16 protein-coding genes and 2 pseudogenes are annotated in these 15,451 nt (G+C 69.6%); 11 read left to right on the top strand and 7 right to left on the bottom strand.

Annotated elements, in window-relative coordinates:
• The first annotated feature begins 22 nt into the window (after positions 1 to 22).
• On the top strand, positions 23 to 460 hold the full coding sequence (locus tag HB370_RS18760) for an NUDIX domain-containing protein (protein WP_030779695.1): 438 nt from the start codon (positions 23 to 25) through the stop codon (positions 458 to 460).
• Between the two features lie 274 nt (positions 461 to 734).
• On the opposite strand, the gene HB370_RS18765 is transcribed toward HB370_RS18760, so the two are convergent.
• Entirely contained in the window at positions 735 to 1,025 is a 291-nt protein-coding gene (locus HB370_RS18765) for a hypothetical protein (protein ID WP_030779696.1), read from the bottom strand.
• A gap of 1,035 nt (positions 1,026 to 2,060) precedes the next feature.
• On the opposite strand from HB370_RS18765, the gene HB370_RS18770 reads away from it, so the two are divergent.
• Positions 2,061 to 3,419 carry a hypothetical protein gene (locus tag HB370_RS18770; protein WP_157855553.1) on the top strand — a complete coding sequence of 453 codons (1,359 nt, stop codon included), beginning with the start codon at positions 2,061 to 2,063 and terminating at the stop codon, positions 3,417 to 3,419.
• A 200-nt stretch (positions 3,420 to 3,619) separates the two neighbouring features.
• Positions 3,620 to 4,419 (top strand): IS5 family transposase gene (locus HB370_RS18775; protein ID WP_244406035.1). Its coding sequence is split into 2 segments (ribosomal slippage): positions 3,620 to 3,955 and positions 3,958 to 4,419, totalling 798 coding nucleotides; the frame shifts between segments, so codons are not numbered across the junction.
• 202 nt (positions 4,420 to 4,621) lie between these two features.
• On the opposite strand, the gene HB370_RS18780 is transcribed toward HB370_RS18775, so the two are convergent.
• Together HB370_RS18780 and HB370_RS18785 are read right to left on the bottom strand one after the other, a co-directional pair.
• Positions 4,622 to 5,005, bottom strand: a complete 384-nt coding sequence (locus HB370_RS18780; RefSeq protein ID WP_030779706.1) for a hypothetical protein — start codon at positions 5,003 to 5,005, stop codon at positions 4,622 to 4,624.
• Positions 4,999 to 5,133 (bottom strand): annotated as a pseudogene (locus HB370_RS18785) (ATP-binding protein); the annotation flags it as partial. The gene HB370_RS18780 and the pseudogene HB370_RS18785, both read right to left, overlap by 7 nt.
• An 11-nt stretch (positions 5,134 to 5,144) precedes the next feature.
• On the opposite strand from HB370_RS18785, the pseudogene HB370_RS18790 reads away from it, so the two are divergent.
• Both HB370_RS18790 and HB370_RS18795 read left to right on the top strand, forming a co-directional pair.
• Positions 5,145 to 5,402 (top strand): annotated as a pseudogene (locus HB370_RS18790) (tyrosine-type recombinase/integrase); the annotation flags it as partial.
• Between the two features lie 538 nt (positions 5,403 to 5,940).
• Positions 5,941 to 6,120 (top strand): hypothetical protein, encoded by a 180-nt coding sequence (locus HB370_RS18795; protein WP_030779710.1) that lies wholly within the window; start codon positions 5,941 to 5,943, stop codon positions 6,118 to 6,120.
• An 80-nt stretch (positions 6,121 to 6,200) separates the two neighbouring features.
• Here HB370_RS18795 and HB370_RS18800 read toward each other — a convergent pair whose 3' ends face one another.
• Positions 6,201 to 6,962, bottom strand: a complete 762-nt coding sequence (locus tag HB370_RS18800; RefSeq protein WP_030779713.1) for a phosphoglyceromutase — start codon at positions 6,960 to 6,962, stop codon at positions 6,201 to 6,203.
• 170 nt (positions 6,963 to 7,132) lie between these two features.
• On the opposite strand from HB370_RS18800, the gene HB370_RS18805 reads away from it, so the two are divergent.
• Positions 7,133 to 8,410 carry an MFS transporter gene (locus HB370_RS18805; protein WP_037701091.1) on the top strand — a complete coding sequence of 426 codons (1,278 nt, stop codon included), beginning with the start codon at positions 7,133 to 7,135 and terminating at the stop codon, positions 8,408 to 8,410.
• Positions 8,411 to 8,511: 101 nt separating this feature from the next.
• Positions 8,512 to 8,985, top strand: coding sequence for a carboxymuconolactone decarboxylase family protein (locus HB370_RS18810; protein WP_030779717.1), 474 nt, complete (start codon positions 8,512 to 8,514; stop codon positions 8,983 to 8,985).
• A gap of 291 nt (positions 8,986 to 9,276) precedes the next feature.
• Here HB370_RS18810 and HB370_RS18815 read toward each other — a convergent pair whose 3' ends face one another.
• Positions 9,277 to 9,753, bottom strand: a complete 477-nt coding sequence (locus HB370_RS18815; RefSeq protein ID WP_208974416.1) for a DUF2000 domain-containing protein — start codon at positions 9,751 to 9,753, stop codon at positions 9,277 to 9,279.
• Between HB370_RS18815 and HB370_RS18820 the strand changes: the two genes are divergently transcribed.
• Together HB370_RS18820 and HB370_RS18825 are read left to right on the top strand one after the other, a co-directional pair.
• Positions 9,752 to 10,552, top strand: coding sequence for an AraC family transcriptional regulator (locus tag HB370_RS18820; protein ID WP_030779723.1), 801 nt, complete (start codon positions 9,752 to 9,754; stop codon positions 10,550 to 10,552). The genes HB370_RS18815 and HB370_RS18820 overlap by 2 nt on opposite strands.
• An 80-nt stretch (positions 10,553 to 10,632) precedes the next feature.
• On the top strand, positions 10,633 to 11,265 hold the full coding sequence (locus HB370_RS18825; protein ID WP_157855554.1) for a hypothetical protein: 633 nt from the start codon (positions 10,633 to 10,635) through the stop codon (positions 11,263 to 11,265).
• Positions 11,266 to 11,283: 18 nt separating this feature from the next.
• Here the strand turns inward: HB370_RS18825 and HB370_RS18830 are convergent, their stop codons facing one another.
• Together HB370_RS18830 and mshA are read right to left on the bottom strand one after the other, a co-directional pair.
• On the bottom strand, positions 11,284 to 11,784 hold the full coding sequence (locus HB370_RS18830) for a YbjN domain-containing protein (protein ID WP_030779728.1): 501 nt from the start codon (positions 11,782 to 11,784) through the stop codon (positions 11,284 to 11,286).
• On the bottom strand, positions 11,777 to 13,111 hold the full coding sequence (gene mshA, locus HB370_RS18835) for a D-inositol-3-phosphate glycosyltransferase (RefSeq protein WP_030779730.1): 1,335 nt from the start codon (positions 13,109 to 13,111) through the stop codon (positions 11,777 to 11,779). The genes HB370_RS18830 and mshA overlap by 8 nt, the downstream gene beginning before the upstream one ends.
• 201 nt (positions 13,112 to 13,312) lie before the next feature.
• On the opposite strand from mshA, the gene HB370_RS18840 reads away from it, so the two are divergent.
• Together HB370_RS18840 and HB370_RS18845 are read left to right on the top strand one after the other, a co-directional pair.
• Positions 13,313 to 14,107: a hypothetical protein gene (locus tag HB370_RS18840; RefSeq protein ID WP_030779732.1), complete on the top strand. Its 795-nt coding sequence runs from the start codon at positions 13,313 to 13,315 to the stop codon at positions 14,105 to 14,107.
• Between the two features lie 193 nt (positions 14,108 to 14,300).
• Entirely contained in the window at positions 14,301 to 15,380 is a 1,080-nt protein-coding gene (locus HB370_RS18845; RefSeq protein ID WP_030779734.1) for a C40 family peptidase, read from the top strand.
• Positions 15,381 to 15,451: the final 71 nt, after the last annotated feature.

A 15,451-nucleotide genomic window follows, 5' to 3' on the forward strand; every position in this document is an offset into this window, starting at 1 on the left:
ACAAGCAAGGAGACGAACCGAAATGATCGAACGAGTCCGTGCCATCCTCATCACCGCCGACGACACGATGCTGGTCATCCGCCGCACCAGGCCCGGCATCCCCGAGTACTGGGTTCTGCCCGGGGGCGGCGTGGAACCCTGCGACGAGTCCCGCGAGGCCGCCCTCCACCGGGAGATCCACGAGGAGATCGCGGGGAAGGCCGACATCGTCCGCCTCCTCCACACGATGGAGTCCGACGACGAGCGTCAGCTCTTCTACCTCGCCCGGATCGCGACCTGGTCCTTCGAGGATCGCACCGGGCCCGAGTTCAGCGCCGAGGGACGCGGCGAGTACGCGCTGGAGGAGATCCCGCTGACCACGGAGGGGCTCGACGGCATCGACCTCAAGCCCGAGGAGATCGCCCACGTCCTGCGGGAAGCCATCACTACGGGAAACCTCGGAGTCGAGGCATCGCTCTGAGCCGTCGAGCACGTCAGCACGCCATCGGGGCCGCCTCTGAGACGAGCCGGCCCTGATGACGTCGCTCCGTCTTACTGGTTACTGGCTTGGCGCCCGCAGTTGCTTCCTTGCCGGCCAGCAGGGGGTCATGGAGCGCGAGGTCGCTGCGAGGTCCCGCGGTCCTCGTCCTGAGGCTTCTCCGCCGATCCCGGAGGCTCCGTGCGACACCCCGTGCCCAGCTCGGGGTGTACCCGTACACCGTGGGCGACAGTGGGCTCCCGCATGCGTTGCCCTCTCAGGGACCGAGCATGCCCAACCCGGCGAGTACGAGGCAGGCGGTACCGAAGAGGAAGAACCCGCCCATGCCGATCATGGCCGCCCCGAGTGTCCGGACGCCGGTGCTGCGGCCATCCTGGGGCACCAGCGTGCCCAGCGCCTTCTGCTTGAGGTCCAGATACGCAGGCAGCCGTCCGGAACGCCACAGCATCCGCCCGACACTGATCAGCGCTATGCCGAAGACCAGCGTGAGCAGGCTCGTCCTAAGCTGGTAGGCCGGGTCGTACCCGTCTGAAACAGCGATGATCACAGAGGCCCCCCAGGACAGGCCGGGCAGCGGCGCTGTCCGGCGGAAAGAAGCGCCCCATCCTGACGTACGGCCACCCCCACAGCAACAAGCCCCCTACCTGCACGGAGAAAGCGCAGGCAGAGGGCTTGAACAGTCGGCGCTTACTTCTTCTTGCCCTGGGTCTTGCCGGGGATCTTGGTGAGCTGGGTTTTTGCAGGTCGGAGGCGGTGGGCTCGTGCGCCTGGTGGCCGTCGTTGGTCGTCATTGGCCACTGTCGAGCGACCTCGGACGGCCCAGGGACGGCCCAGCTTTGCCGCGCTCGTCTGGCGGCCGACACCTTCGACGCGCCCAGCCCGAATCCCAGCCGACGACAGCCCGCCACGATGGCGGGTGCGCCGACCGACCACGCACGCGTGTGCCTCGCTGTACCCCCGCCGGCCTCAGCCACGCTGCCTGTTTCGACGGCCAGCGCCTGACGGCGGCAACCGGCCGAGCCCTCAGCTTGGGAAGCTGCGATCGTTTGCGGTCGGTTCGACTACTGACCTGCGCTGATGGTTGAGCTGTGCCGTCGCTGGCGCTGCGGGCTTTCACCGTGATTCCCCGCTGTTCCCCGTTCGATCTGGTGCTCGTGTGGTGCAGCCGCGGAGCACCGGCTCCGCGCGGCCTCGTGCCGGGAGGGCACCGGAAGGTCTCAAGGCGGCTAACGATCATCGATTTGCGGAGGTCGTTCCCTACCCGGTCCAGTGGGGGCCAGCCTTGCGCCCCGTGCCACACGCGGCCGCCGATTGCCGCCACTGTCCACTGCCGTTGATGTCACTCGTGGATGGCAGAGGCTCAACACTGGGAAAGGGCTAACCTCCAGTGACTCGCCCGGTCGGTCGGCCAAGCCTCACTAAACATGCTGACCGGCACACCGCCGTAGCGTCCCGCAAGTCCTCCGGCCGTCGTCCTCCTGCCCGAAGCGCACCCTCGTCACTGTCAGGGAACGAGGCACCCGCCCAGGGCCTGTTGCGCAAACCCCCTGACTCGGGAGAGGACATCTGGGACGATCTCTCTATGCTGCTCATGATCTCCAAGAGTGCCCAGCCAGACAAGCACCCGGTTGACGCGCTAAAGAAGCTGACAGACAGCCTCTCTGATCAGTACCACCCAACAGTCAACCCCCTTCTCTCGCGGCAGGCCGAGCTATTCGGTGTCCCGGTGAGATCGCTGCAATCGACGCCACGCGACGGGTTCCGCAGAACTAGCTATATCGACGAGGATGTAGTCGGTGCGGAGCTTTACGCAAAAGGCAGCACGCTGATTGCAATCCGCCTGATCGAGATCACGCGGGCACGCGCGCACCGAGATGAGAACGGGAAGATAGTAAGCAAAGAATCGACCGCGTGCTATCTCTCGGTGGCATACGCGGGTCCGACACTCGATGATAACGTGATGGATGAATTTGAAGGACACGTCAAGGCTGTGTGGGGAGTCGAGCTACGCGAAGACAACCAACCTTCCCGTAAATTGAGTGAGATTGAAAACCTAGGCCAGGGAGGGAAGGCCGAAGAGCCAACCGAGCAAGATGTGAAATGTGCAGCTATCCTGTCAGACAAGGCTACGAGGGTCTTGGCCATCGCAATTAAGTCATCGAGCGGTCTCCTGCTAAGTGACGCACCGAAGCAAATTCCCCAAAAGGACCGAGGCCGCCTCGATGAGGTTGTGCAGAGTTTGATCGCTGCGGGGGTGGTCGAGACGGAGATCGTTGTCATTTGCTCCAAGACCGGATCTCAGGTCAACAGGCTTCCCAACATGGGAGTTTTGCAAAGGCTCGATGAGCAGAACGTCCGCTGCTCATGCGGAAAGAGCCTTTCTCTTGAAAAGGCCGAGGAAGCGTTGAGTGTCACTGAATATGGGCGCACCATGCTTGACGGAAGTAGATGGCTCTCCGTTCTGGTCCTACAGAACTTGACCGACCTCGGGGTCTCCATCGAGAACATTCGAATGGAGCAGGAGTATGCAGGAGAGGAAGTGGATTGCGTTGCCGAGGTCTACGGCAGGCTGGCCCTTTTTGAACTGAAGGACAAGCAATTCAACCTCGGCAACGCCTACTCCTTCGGCGCCAAAGTAGGAATTTTTAGGCCCGATTATCCGGTAATCGTGACCACGGAAAAGGTGGGTTCTGACGCACGCGACCACTTCGTGAGATCCGCCCAGCGCGGAAAGCGTAGCCAGCGATTTTCCGTCTCCGATTCAGAAACAGTCAACAATATTCGTTTCATTGAGGGGATGTCGGCATTGCGTCGAGGCCTGGAAGAGATTGTCACCTCGATTTCGATTGAGGCTTTCGCTCCTTTTGTTCAGTCTGCCCTTAACTTCTCGACAACCTCTCCAGGTGCGATTCTCTCCGCATGGGCCGGTAAGGATCATTAGGTCGGTGGAGCGGCTTTGGGCTGGAGCTGCTTTGGCGTGAGCGATCAGGGCCCATTACGCTGGCCCGCGAATCGGGCAGGCTTGTGGACCTGCCCGTTAGTGCCCGATTTTGGGCCCTGATCTTCGAAGCTCGCGCCAAAGTGGCTGCCTAAGACACCATCTCATTTGGCTGCCTGGGTAGGCTGTCGGCCGTGGTGGGGATCGTTGAGCGGCTGGTGCCGGACGAGTTGTGGGAGCTGTTCCAGCGAGTGGTGCCGGAGGCGCCGGTGCGGCCTCAGGGTGGTGGCCGTCGCCGGCATGGCGACCGGGAGGTGCTGGCCGCGATCGTGTTCGTGGCCACGTCCGGCTGCACGTGGCAGCAGTTGCCGTCGGCCTCGTTCGGGCCGTCGGGTGCCACGGCCCATCGGCGCTTCGCGGAGTGGACGAAGGCCAGGGTGTGGGCCAGGCTTCATCGCCTGGTCCTGGACGAACTCGGCGCACGGGGCGAGCTCGACTGGTCCCGCTGCGCGATCGACTCGGTGAACATGCGGGCTCTGAAAAGGGGGACCTGACAGGCCCGAATCGTGTCGACCGGGGCAAGTACGGCTCGAAGATCCACTTGATTACCGAGCGGACCGGTCTGCCCATATCCGTCGGAATCTCTGGGGCGAACCTCCATGACAGCCAGGCCCTGATCCCGCTGGTGAAAGGCATACCGCCGATCCGCTCCCGCCGTGGTCGGCGACGGCGCAAGCCGGGCAAACTCCACGCCGACAAGGGCTACGACTACGACCACCTGCGGCGATGGTTACGGAAGCGAGGGATCACCCACCGCATCGCCCGCAAGGGAATCGAGTCCTCGCAGCGGCTGGGCCGCCACCGGTGGACCATCGAACGCACCATGTCCTGGCTCGCCGGCTGCCGCCGCCTACACCGCCGCTACGAGCGCAAAGCCGAGCACTTCCTTGCCTTCACCAGCATCGCCTGCACCTTCATCTGCTACCGTAGACTCACCAAATGAGACGGTGCCTAAAGCCGTGGAGCCGACCGCCCCAGCCACGACGTACCTCTTCTCTGACGTCAGGCGGCTGATTGCTGTGCGCGCGGCACGGGCGCCGGCCGGGCTGGAGCGGGGCGGAGACACGAGCGCAGGCCCGGCCGGGGGTCGGGCCGCGCGCGGGGAGCGGAGCGAGCCGCCTTGAACCAGTAGAGAAAGTTGTTACTCACTCTTCCGAGTGGGGCGTGAAGTCGTGCGTGCATGCCGGGAGTTCGGTGCTCTGGCGATGCGCGAGGGGCAGGAAGAGCACTGGCTGGATCGCCCAGGTGATCCGAGTGCTGGCGTGGGTCAGGGACAGCGTGCAGGGCTCGGCCCGCAGCAGGGCTCGTCTCGTGTCGATCCGGCCGTCATACATCCACTCCCACGCTGCGCTGGAGGCGTCCGCGTCCAGTGCCGGGGAGGTCGTTTCGAGGGCGACCGCTACCCAACGGTCCGCCTGTGGGGCGGAGTAGGCGTCGAACGATGCCACCAGTGCCGGCGGGCCTTGCTCGGTCAGGCTCTCCGTCCAGCATTCACACCAGAAACCCCACCGGGGCAGCTTCATCAGCATCGCCGGCCTCCCAGCCGTGCGTCGGCGTACAGCTCGGCGGTGACCGTGTGGCCCTGGTCGGTGTCGTGGACGACGACCCGGTGGGCGAGGGCACTGACCATGCCCAGTCCCCGGCCGCGTTCGGCGTCGTGAGCGTACCCTCGCCTCGGCTGGCGTGATCCCCGAGCGGAAGCCGGGCGGGTCGTACGTCGAGTCCCGCGAGAACGGCATGCACGCCCTCCGCCACTTCTACGCCTCGGTGCTCCTGGACGCGGGCGAGAACATCAAGGCCCTCGCCGAGTACCTCGGCCACTCGGGCCCGGGGTTGACATTGCGGGTGTACGCGCACTTGATGCCGTCGAGTCAGGAGCGCACACGAGCAGCGATCGCTCACGCTTACGAAACGCTCGACCTGTAGATCCGCCGCCTTCTATCGGCGGCACCCGTTTCATCCCGCAATACTTCCTTGCTTCCATGAAAGGAAGTTTTCTGTCTAGCAAGAAACTTCCTGGCTGACGGTAAAGCCCCAGCCCAGGTCAGCAATCTCCCTCACGAGGGAAAGTATCGGCCGTTCAGCACACGGGCCGTTTCGTTCCATCAGTGGAACAACCTGTCGCGGGGGGCGATGGAGGACAGACGGAACCCGTGGACAAGCCGGGGTAACCCTAGGTAGATCTGGGTAGCTCCGGGTACCCCAGGCCGGCAGGAAAGGAGAGGAAGAAACTGGAAAGCCAACCGAACCTAGCGGGCCCCGGGAAGCTCCCCTGTCCCTGACTTAGAGACGAAACGTCTACCGGACAGGGACAGCGCCCTCTATCCATCTGCATGTTTGTGTATGAGGCGGCGCCTATGGGAAAGTTCCAGCGCATGCGAATGCCGCCCGTGCAGGGGCGGCATTCGTTTCCATTTCCGCGTTCGGAAGCCCCAACAAGGAACCGACCACAGATGGAGGACCCATGGTCCCACGCGCAGGTGTCACCGTCGACATCCGTCCCCGCGACTTACCGCTCGCGCTCATCGGCACGGCCGGCGGCGCGCTCGCCCTCTGGGCCGATGCACCCGTCGAGATCGCCGTCCCCGTAGCACTGCTGATCGTCCTGGACATCAGAGTCCGTCGCTGGCACCGCCGCACCTGACGGCCCCGGGACGGCCCAGCCCCACCAAAAAGCCCCCGCCCCGCGAGAAACTCGCAGGTCGGGGGCTTGATCAGTACCGCTTACTTCTTCTTGCCCTGGTTCTTGACCGCCTCGATGGCCGCCGCGGCCGCCTCGGGGTCCAGGTACTTGCCGCCGGGGGTGACCGGCTTGAAGTCGGCGTCCAGGTCGTAGGACAGGGGGATGCCCGTCGGGATGTTGAGGCCCGCGATGTCGGCGTCGGAGATGCCGTCCAGGTGCTTGACCAGGGCGCGCAGGCTGTTGCCGTGGGCGGCGACCAGGACCGTGCGGCCGGTCAGGAGGTCGGGGACGATGGCGTCGTACCAGTAGGGGAGCATCCGGATGACGACGTCCTTCAGGCACTCCGTGCGCGGGCGCAGCTCCGGCGGGATCGTCGCGTAGCGCGGGTCGTGGGCCTGGGAGAACTCGGAGTCGTCCGACAGCGGCGGGGGCGGGGTGTCGTAGGAGCGGCGCCAGAGCATGAACTGCTCCTCGCCGAACTCGGCGAGCGTCGCCGCCTTGTCCTTGCCCTGGAGGGCGCCGTAGTGGCGCTCGTTCAGGCGCCACGAGCGGTGGACCGGGATCCAGTGGCGGTCCGCGGCCTCCAGCGCCAGCTGGGCCGTGCGGATCGCGCGCTTCTGGAGGGACGTGTGGACCACGTCGGGCAGGAGACCGGCGTCCTTCAGAAGCTCGCCACCGCGGACTGCCTCCTTCTCGCCCTTCTCGTTCAGGTTGACGTCCACCCAGCCGGTGAACAGGTTCTTCGCGTTCCACTCGCTCTCGCCGTGGCGGAGGAGGATCAGCTTGTACGGTGCGTCGGCCATGGTACTGAGCCTACCTAAGGAAAATCCGGGATGGGACGCGGACGGCGGTCTGCCGCACCTCGCCGCCGGCCCTCGATTGACATGTTCCGCTAATTGAGTGGCGGGGCCCGGCCTGGCGTTCGTAAGGTGTCCTAGCCGGTTGAGCCACTTACTGCTGCGGGGGAACCTCGATGTCGTCAGGCCGTGTCGGACGTGCCGTCCGGGAGTCCGTCTCCGGGCTGCCGCGCGAGTTCTGGTGGCTGTGGACGAGTACGCTCGTCAACCGGCTCGGCGCCTTCGTCGCCACGTTCATGGCGCTCTACCTCACCCTCGACCGCGGCTACTCCGCCTCGTACGCCGGTCTCGTCGCCTCCCTGCACGGGCTCGGCGGGGTCGTCTCCTCGCTGGGCGGCGGGGTGATGGCCGACCGGCTCGGCCGGCGGCCCACGCTGCTGATCGCGCAGACCGCCACCGCCGTCTCCGTCGCGCTGCTCGGGTTCATGACCCACCCCGTCGCCATCGCCGGTGTCGCCTTCCTCGTCGGCATGGCCTCCAACGCCTCCCGGCCCGCCGTGCAGGCGATGATGGCCGACATCGTGCGCCCCGAGGACCGGGTGCGCGCCTTCTCCCTCAACTACTGGGCGATCAACCTCGGGTTCGCCGTCTCCTCCATGGCGGCCGGGTTCATCGCCGAGTTCAGCTATCTCGCCGGGTTCCTGATCGAGGCCGGCATGACCCTGGCCTGCGCGGTCGTCGTCTTCGCGAAGGTGCCCGAGTCGCGGCCCGCGCCCTCGGCACGGCAGGAGGAGGCGGCGGTCGGCCTCGGCACGGTGCTGCGCGACGGGCGGTACATGGCCGTCGTGGGGCTGTCCTTCCTCGTCGCCCTCGTCTTCCAGCAGGGCTCGGTCGGGCTTCCCGTGGCCATGGGGCGGGCCGGGTTCTCCCCCGCCGACTACGGCCTGGCCATCGCCGTCAACGGCGTTCTGATCGTCGCCCTGCAGATCCCCGTCACCCGGTTCATCGAGCACCGCGACCCGCGCACCCTGCTGGTCGTCTCCTCGCTCCTCGCCGGGTACGGCTTCGGGCTGACCGCCTTCGCCGGGTCGGTCGGCGTCTTCATGCTGACCGTCTGCGTGTGGACCCTGGCCGAGATCGTCAACGCCCCGACCCAGACCGGCCTGGTCGTCCGGCTCTCCCCGGTGCACGGCCGGGGGCGCTACCAGGGCGTGTACACCCTGTCCTGGTCCGTCGCCGCGCTGGTCGCCCCGCTGATGGCGGGCGCGGTCATCGACCGTCTCGGCGCGGGCTGGCTGTGGGGCCTGTGCGCGGTGGTGGGGACTGGGGCCGGTCTCGGGTACGGCGTGCTGATGCGCCGGCTGCCGCCGGAGCGGGCCGTCGGCACCGCGGCTCCGGCCACGGCCGGCACAGAGGCGGCGGCTGGAGCGGGGGCCGACGTCCCTGCCACCTGAGCCGCCCCCGGTGAGACCCACGTCACACCCATCCATGTCACATCCCCGCGTTCGCGTCCGTCAGTGAGGTGGAAGCAGCCACTACCCACCAGGAGCACACCATGGACGCTCGCCTCAACCTCTTCGCCAACCCGGTCATCGGCAAGGTCATCCGGCACTTCAACGCCGCCGGGCAGGCGCTCGCGGAGTCCTCGCTGCCGGCCGCCACGCAGGAGCTGGTGAAGATCCGCGCCAGCCAGATCAACGGCTGCGGGTTCTGCACCGACATGCACACCAAGGACGCGGCGGCGGCCGGGGAGAGCGCCACCCGGCTGCACCTGGTCGCGGTCTGGCGGGAGGCCACCGTCTTCACCGAGGCGGAGCGGGCCGCGCTGGAGCTGGCGGAGCAGGGCACCCGGATCGCCGACGGCTCCGGCGGGGTCCCGGACGAGGTGTGGGCGAACGCCGCCCGGCACTACGACGAGGAGCAGCTCGGCGCCCTGGTCGCGCTCATCGCCCTGATCAACGCCTACAACCGCGCGAACGTCATCGTCCAGCAGCCCGCCGGCGACTACGTGCCCGGCATGTTCGGCTGAGCACGAGCCGGACACCGGCCGAGGCCCGCTCACGGGTGCGCCCACGCGCTGCTGGCGCGTTCGGCCGGGCACGCTCACGGAGGCGCCCACGCGCCGCCCGGAGGTCCGGCCATCGCGCACTGACGGCTGCGGCCCGGCAGGTCCGGCCATTGCCCGCGCACGGGTACGCCCACGCGCCGACCGGCAGGTTCCGCCGAGGCACGCTCACGGGTGCATCCCCGCGCCACCAGGCAGGTCCGGCCATCGCCCGCTCACGGGTACGCCCGCTCCGCAGGCTTTGCCGAGGCCCGCTCACGGATGCATCCGCGCGCCCTTCAGGACCTTGTCCACGGCGTTCTTCGGGCCGTACACCGCGAGTCCCACCAGGTCCAGGCCGTCCGTCGGGACGGCCCGGACCGCCGCGCGGTTGTCGCGGTCGTTGCCCGTGGCGAACAGGTCCGAGGTGAACACCGCGCGCGGCAGGGCGCGGCTCAGCGCCCTGCCGTGGGCCGCCTTCAGGGTCTCCTTCGCACCCTCGAAGACCAGCACGGGCTGGCGGAACATGGGCAGGTACGGCACGGCGTCCGCGTCCTCGTAGGGCTCCCCGATCACCTCGGGGGACGCGGTGCCCAGGCCGCTGACCAGGAAGGCGGTGACGTTCAGGCGCTGCCAGGGCTCCAGGTCCTCGCGCAGCAGTACGGCGATCTTCGTGTCGAAGCGGAGGGGTTCGGTGTTCATGGACCGAGACTCGCCTCCGGAGCGCGGCCGGGTCTTGTACGTTTTTTGCATGGCCGCCGGTCAGGACCTCGTCACCGCGTGGCGCCCCGTGGTGCCGGGCGTCACCGAGGTCTTCCACGCCCGCTTCACCGAGTACGCCTATCCGATGCACGTCCACGACGCGTGGACGCTGCTGATCGTGGACGACGGGGCCGTACGGTACGACCTCGACCGGCACGAGCACGGCACCCCGCACGACACCGTGTCGCTGCTGCCGCCGCACGTGCCGCACAACGGCTCCCCCGCCACACCGGGGGGTTTCCGCAAGCGGGTCGTGTACCTCGACGCCGGCCGGCTCGGGGAGGAGCTGATCGGTCCGGCCGTGGACTCCCCCGATCTGCGGGACCCCGTGCTCCGGGTGCGGGTCGCCCGGCTGCACTCCGCGCTCGCCCGGCCCGGTGACGAACTGGAGGCGGAGAGCAGGCTGACGCTGGTCGCGGAGCGGCTGCGGCTCCATCTGCGGCCGCGCGCCGGTGCGCCGCGCCGGTTCCGGGACCCGGTACTGGCCCGCCGGTTGCGGGAGTTGCTGGACGCCCGGGTCGTACCCGGCGTCTCCCTCGAGGAGGCCGCACGGTCGCTGCACGCCCATCCGGCCCATCTGGTACGGGCGTTCAGCGGTGCGTACGGCATCGCACCGCACCAGTACCTGATGTCCCTGCGGGTCGGGCGGGCCCGGCGGCTGCTGCTCGACGGGGCGCCGCCGGGCGAGGTCGCGTCCGCCACCGGCTTCTACGACCAGGCTCATCTCACCCGGCACTTCCGGAAGTTGGTCGGCGTCACCCCGGGGCGCTACCGGAACAGCGCCCGCTGAGCCCCGGGGACGCGGGGCGGTGTGCGAGGGGTTCGGCGGAAGCCTCCCGTCCGCCGATCACCGCTGGTTAGCCTCCCCGCATGGCTGACACACCTGAAGCACAGGACACACAGACCACCGGCGAATCCCCCGTCCCCGCCCGCGCGTTGCGGTTCAGACGCGTCTCGGTCGCCGTGGCGGGTGCCGCGGCCCTGGTCGCCGTCGGCGTCGGCGTGGCGCTCGCGGCCCCTTCGGACGAGGCCCCCCGTCAGGGGCGCGGCGTCGCGGCCACCCTCCCGCCCGACTCGGACACCGGGGGCACGTCCGTCGGCGTCACGTCCTCCGGCGGTACGTCCGACGGCACGTCGACCGACGGCGGCATGTTCGACGGCGGTACGACCGACGGCGGTACGGCCGACGGCGGGAGCAGCACCGAGGGCGTCCCGGAGGACGGCACCGTCACCGGCTCCGGCGGCAACAGCGGTGTCGTCGACGGGGGCAGCTCCGACGGAAGCGCCAACGCGGGCGCCGACGGCGGCACCGAACCGAGCCCGGGCGGCACCGGCTCCACCGGGACGGCGGGCCTGGAGGAGCTGAACCGGCGCATCATGGAGCTGGACAAGAAGGTCGACCAGCTGCCGACCAAGAAGGAACTGGCCGACGCCCTGCGGGCGTTCGCCGACGAACTCGACCACGGAGCCGGGACCCCGGCCCCCTCGCCCGACCCGTCCTGAGCCCCCGGGCCGCGCCCGTCAGCCCTCCGGGCGTTCGATCAGGTGCCTGAACGCCGCCAGGTTCCCGGTGGACTCGCCGCGGGACACCCGCCAGGCGTACTCCTTGCGGATCGAGGAGGCGAAGCCCAGCTCCAGCAGCGTGTTGAAGGCGCCGTCGGCCGCTTCCAGGACCTGGCCGAGGAGGCGGTCGACCTCGTCCGGGGTGACCGAGGCGAGCGGCAGGCGGGCGGTGACGTAGATGTCGCCGAGGCGGTCCACGGCGTAACTCACGCCGTACAGCTTGAGGTTGCGCTCCAGCAGCCAGCGGTGGACGCCGGGTTCGTTCTCGTCGGGGTGGCGGATGACGAAGGCGTTCAGCGACAGGGAGTGGCGGCCGACGAGGAAGGAGACCGTCGTGGACAGCTTGCGGGTGCCGGGGAGGCGGACGACGTAGTTCCCGGGCGCGGGGCTCTCCCACTCCAGCTCCGCGTCCTTGAAGACGCCCTCCAGGACCTGCCCGGCCTTCTCGACATCAGCCATGGTGGGAGCGTACGCGACGGCGGTGGGACTGGGTCGCGGCCGTGTAGACGTCGGCGGTGGCGGCGGCGGCCGTGTCCCAGCCGAAGGACTGGGCGTGCCGGGCGGCGGCCCGGCCCATGTGCTCGGTGAGGTCGGGGTGGTCGGCGAAGCGGCCGAGCACACGCGCGTAGTCGGCCGGGTCGTGGCCCTGGACGAGGAAGCCGGTCTCGCCGTCGCGCACGGCCACCGGAAGTCCGCCGACCGCGGCCGCGAGCACCGGTGTGCCGGTGGCCTGCGCCTCGATGGCGACCAGGCCGAAGGACTCGCTGTGCGACGGCATGACCAGCACGGACGCGGCCCGGAACCAGTCGGCCAGCTGCTCCTGCCCCACCGGCGGCCGGAACCGGACCACGTCGGTGATGCCCAGCCGGGCCGCGAGCTTCTGCAGCCCCTCCGGTTTGGCGAGGCCGCTGCCGCTGGGGCCGCCGACGACCGGGACGACCAGCCGGGAGCGCAGCTCGGGGCGGTGCTCCAGCAGCACGGCCACGGCGCGCAGCAGCACGTCCGGTGCCTTCAGCGGCTGTATGCGGCCCGCGAAGAGCGGGACCAGGGCGTCCTGGGGCAGTCCGAGGCGGGCGCGGGCGGCGGCGCGGCCGTCGGCGGCACGGAAGCGCCGGAGGTTGACGCCGGGGTGGACCACGGCGACCTTCGCGGGGTCGGCCGCGTAGTGCCGGACCAGTTCGCCGGCCTCCTCGTCGGTGTTGGCGATGAGCCGGTCGGCGGCGGCCACGATCTGGGTCTCGCCGATCACCCGGGCGGCGGGCTCGGGGGTGTCGCCCTCGGCCAGGTTGGCGTTCTTGACCTTGGCCATGGTGTGCATGGCGTGCACCAGGGGCACGCCCCAGCGCTGGGCGGCGAGCCAGCCGACGTGCCCGGAGAGCCAGTAGTGGGAGTGGACGAGGTCGTAGTGGCCGGGGCGGTGGCCGGCCCACGCCTGCATCACCCCGTGGGTGAAGGCGCACAGCTGGGCCGGGAGGTCCTCCTTGGCCAGGCCCTCGTAGGGGCCCGCGTCGACGTGCCGGACGAGGACGCCGGGGGCCAGCTCGACGGCGGGGGGCAGGCCGCCGGTCGTGGCCCGGGTGAAGATCTCGACCTCGATGTCGATCTCGGCGAGCCGCTGGGCCAGCTCCACGATGTAGACGTTCATGCCGCCCGCGTCGCCGGTGCCGGGCTGGTGGAGCGGGGAGGTGTGCACGGAGAGCATGGCGACCCGCCGGGGTCTGCGGTACAGCCGGAGCCGGGAGGCCGACGGGGAGCGTCGCCCGAGCCTGCTGACGTACTGGCTCACGTGGCGGACCTCCTTGATGCGGGCATGCCGTAGGAGGGCCCACCTGCGCCCTCCCCAGGACTCCAACAGCGGGCAGGTGCCCTGCCATTTCCCGATCAAGCGGCTTTGCCGAATCATTACCAATTATCGCTCAACGGTTCGATTACGGGCCGCGTCGGCCGGTGCGATTCCGGAGGAGCGGCGCCCCTTACCCTCGTACCCATGAGAACCCCCGCAGCGTCCCGGCCGGTGGGCACGGTGACGCGCGGGACCACCAACCCCAACCGGTTGCGCCGCATGGACCGCTGGATCGCGGCCACGCACGGCGCCACGCTGCGCCGCGCGAGCGACCCCCTGGCCGTCGACCTGGGCTACGGGGCCGCGCCCTGGACCGCCGTGGAGCTGCTGACCCGGCTGCGCACGGCGGCACCCCGCACCCGCGTGGCCGGCATCGAGATCGATCCCGTCCGGGTCGCGGCGGCGCGGCCGTACGAGCGCGAGGGCCTGGTCTTCCGGCACGGCGGCTTCGAGGTGCCGGTGCCCGGGCGGCCGGTGCTGATCCGGGCCGCGAACGTGCTGCGCCAGTACGACGAGGCCGAGGTCGCCCCGGTGTGGCGGCAGCTGTGCGCGCGGCTCGACCCGGGCGGGCTGCTGGTGGAGGGCACCTGCGACGAGATCGGCCGCCGGCACGTGTGGGTGGCGCTCGGCCCCGAGGGCCCCCGCACGGTCACCTTCGCCACCCGGCTGGGCTCGCTGGAGCGCCCCTCCGACCTCGCCGAGCGGCTGCCGAAGGCGCTGATCCACCGCAATGTCCCGGGCGAGCCGGTGCACGCCTTCCTGCGCGACTTCGACCGCGCCTGGGCCGCCGCCGCGCCCTACGCCTCCTACGGCGCCCGCCAGCGCTGGATGCGCGCGGTGCGGGACCTGACCGCCGACTGGCCGGTGACGGACGCCCCGGTTCGCTGGCGGCAGGGCGAAGTCACCGTGGAGTGGGCGGCGTTGGCGCCGGTGGGCTGACGGCGGGCCGGATACGCGCGCGGGGAACGCTTCCCGCGTCCCGTTCGTCACACCGGCGAGGTGATCGCCGCCCCCGGCGGCCCGCCGGGGGCATCCGGTGACCGACGGCCTCTGTCGCTTTGCGCGCGACCGTGGCACGATCCCTCAGACGACCGTAAGTTACTGACGGTAAATCAGTTTGGGGGAAACAGGTATGGGTTCGGGCAAGCGCGGCCTGCTCACGGCCGCCCTGACCGTGGTCTGCGCGGTGACCGTCCTCGCGGCACCCGGCACGGCGTTCGCGGCCCCCGCGCCCATACCCGCGCCCACGCGGACACCGGCCCCGACTCCCCTGCCGGACAAGGACCTCGAGGAGGTCCGCGCCAAGCTCGACAAGCTCTACCACGACGCCTCCGTGGCCACCGACGCCTACAACGCGGCCGAGGAGAAGGCCGAGAAGCAGTCCGCCGAGATCGCGGAGCTGGACCGGAAGATCGACCAGGGGCAGCGGCGGCTGGACGAGCTGAAGGACCGGGCGGGCGCGGCGGCCCGGGACCAGTACCGCACGGGCGGCCTGTCCTCCACCGCCCGGTTCCTGCTCACCGACGACCCCGGCCGGTTCCTCGACGGCGCCGGCCGGATGCTCCAGGGCCAGCGGGCGGCGACCGGGCTGGTGGCCGACATGACCCGCACCCAGAAGGAGTTGCGGGCCTACGCCGACGACGCCTCCGCGCAGTGGAAGCGGCTGGAGGGCAACCGCAAGGCCAAGGCCGCCGCCAAGAAGAAGATCGAGCAGCAGATCGACGCGGCGGAGAAGCTGCAGTCCCGGCTGGAGAAGCAGGAGAAGGAGCGGCTCGCCGAGCTGGAGCGGGAGGCCGCGCGGAAGGCGCAGACCGCCTGGCTGGACACCGGTGTCCTGAAGGACGCCCACGACCAGGCCTCCGCGCCGGGCGAGAAGGCCGTGAAGTACGCCACCGAGCAGCTCGGCAAGCCGTACGTGTGGGGCGCCGAGGGCCCCGACTCCTTCGACTGCTCCGGCCTGACCTCCCAGGCCTGGGCCGCGGCCGGGCACCCCGTCCCGCGCACCTCGCAGGAGCAGTGGCGGCAGCTGCCGCACGTGGACGTCAAGGACATGCGCCCCGGCGACCTCGTCATCTACTTCGACGACGCCAGCCACGTCGCGCTGTACATCGGCGACGGCACGATCATCCACGCCCCGAGACCCGGCCGTACGGTGACGGAGGCGGGCGCCGGTTCGATGCCGATCCTCGGCGTCGTACGACCGGACGCGTGACCGGCGCCGCACCCGCGCGGCGCCCCGGTGACCCGCGTCACGTGACCCACCGCACGGCCAACTCCCGCCGG

Source organism: Streptomyces sp. DSM 40868 (assembly GCF_011820545.1).
GTDB classification, from domain to species: Bacteria; Actinomycetota; Actinomycetes; order Streptomycetales; family Streptomycetaceae; genus Streptomyces; species Streptomyces eurythermus.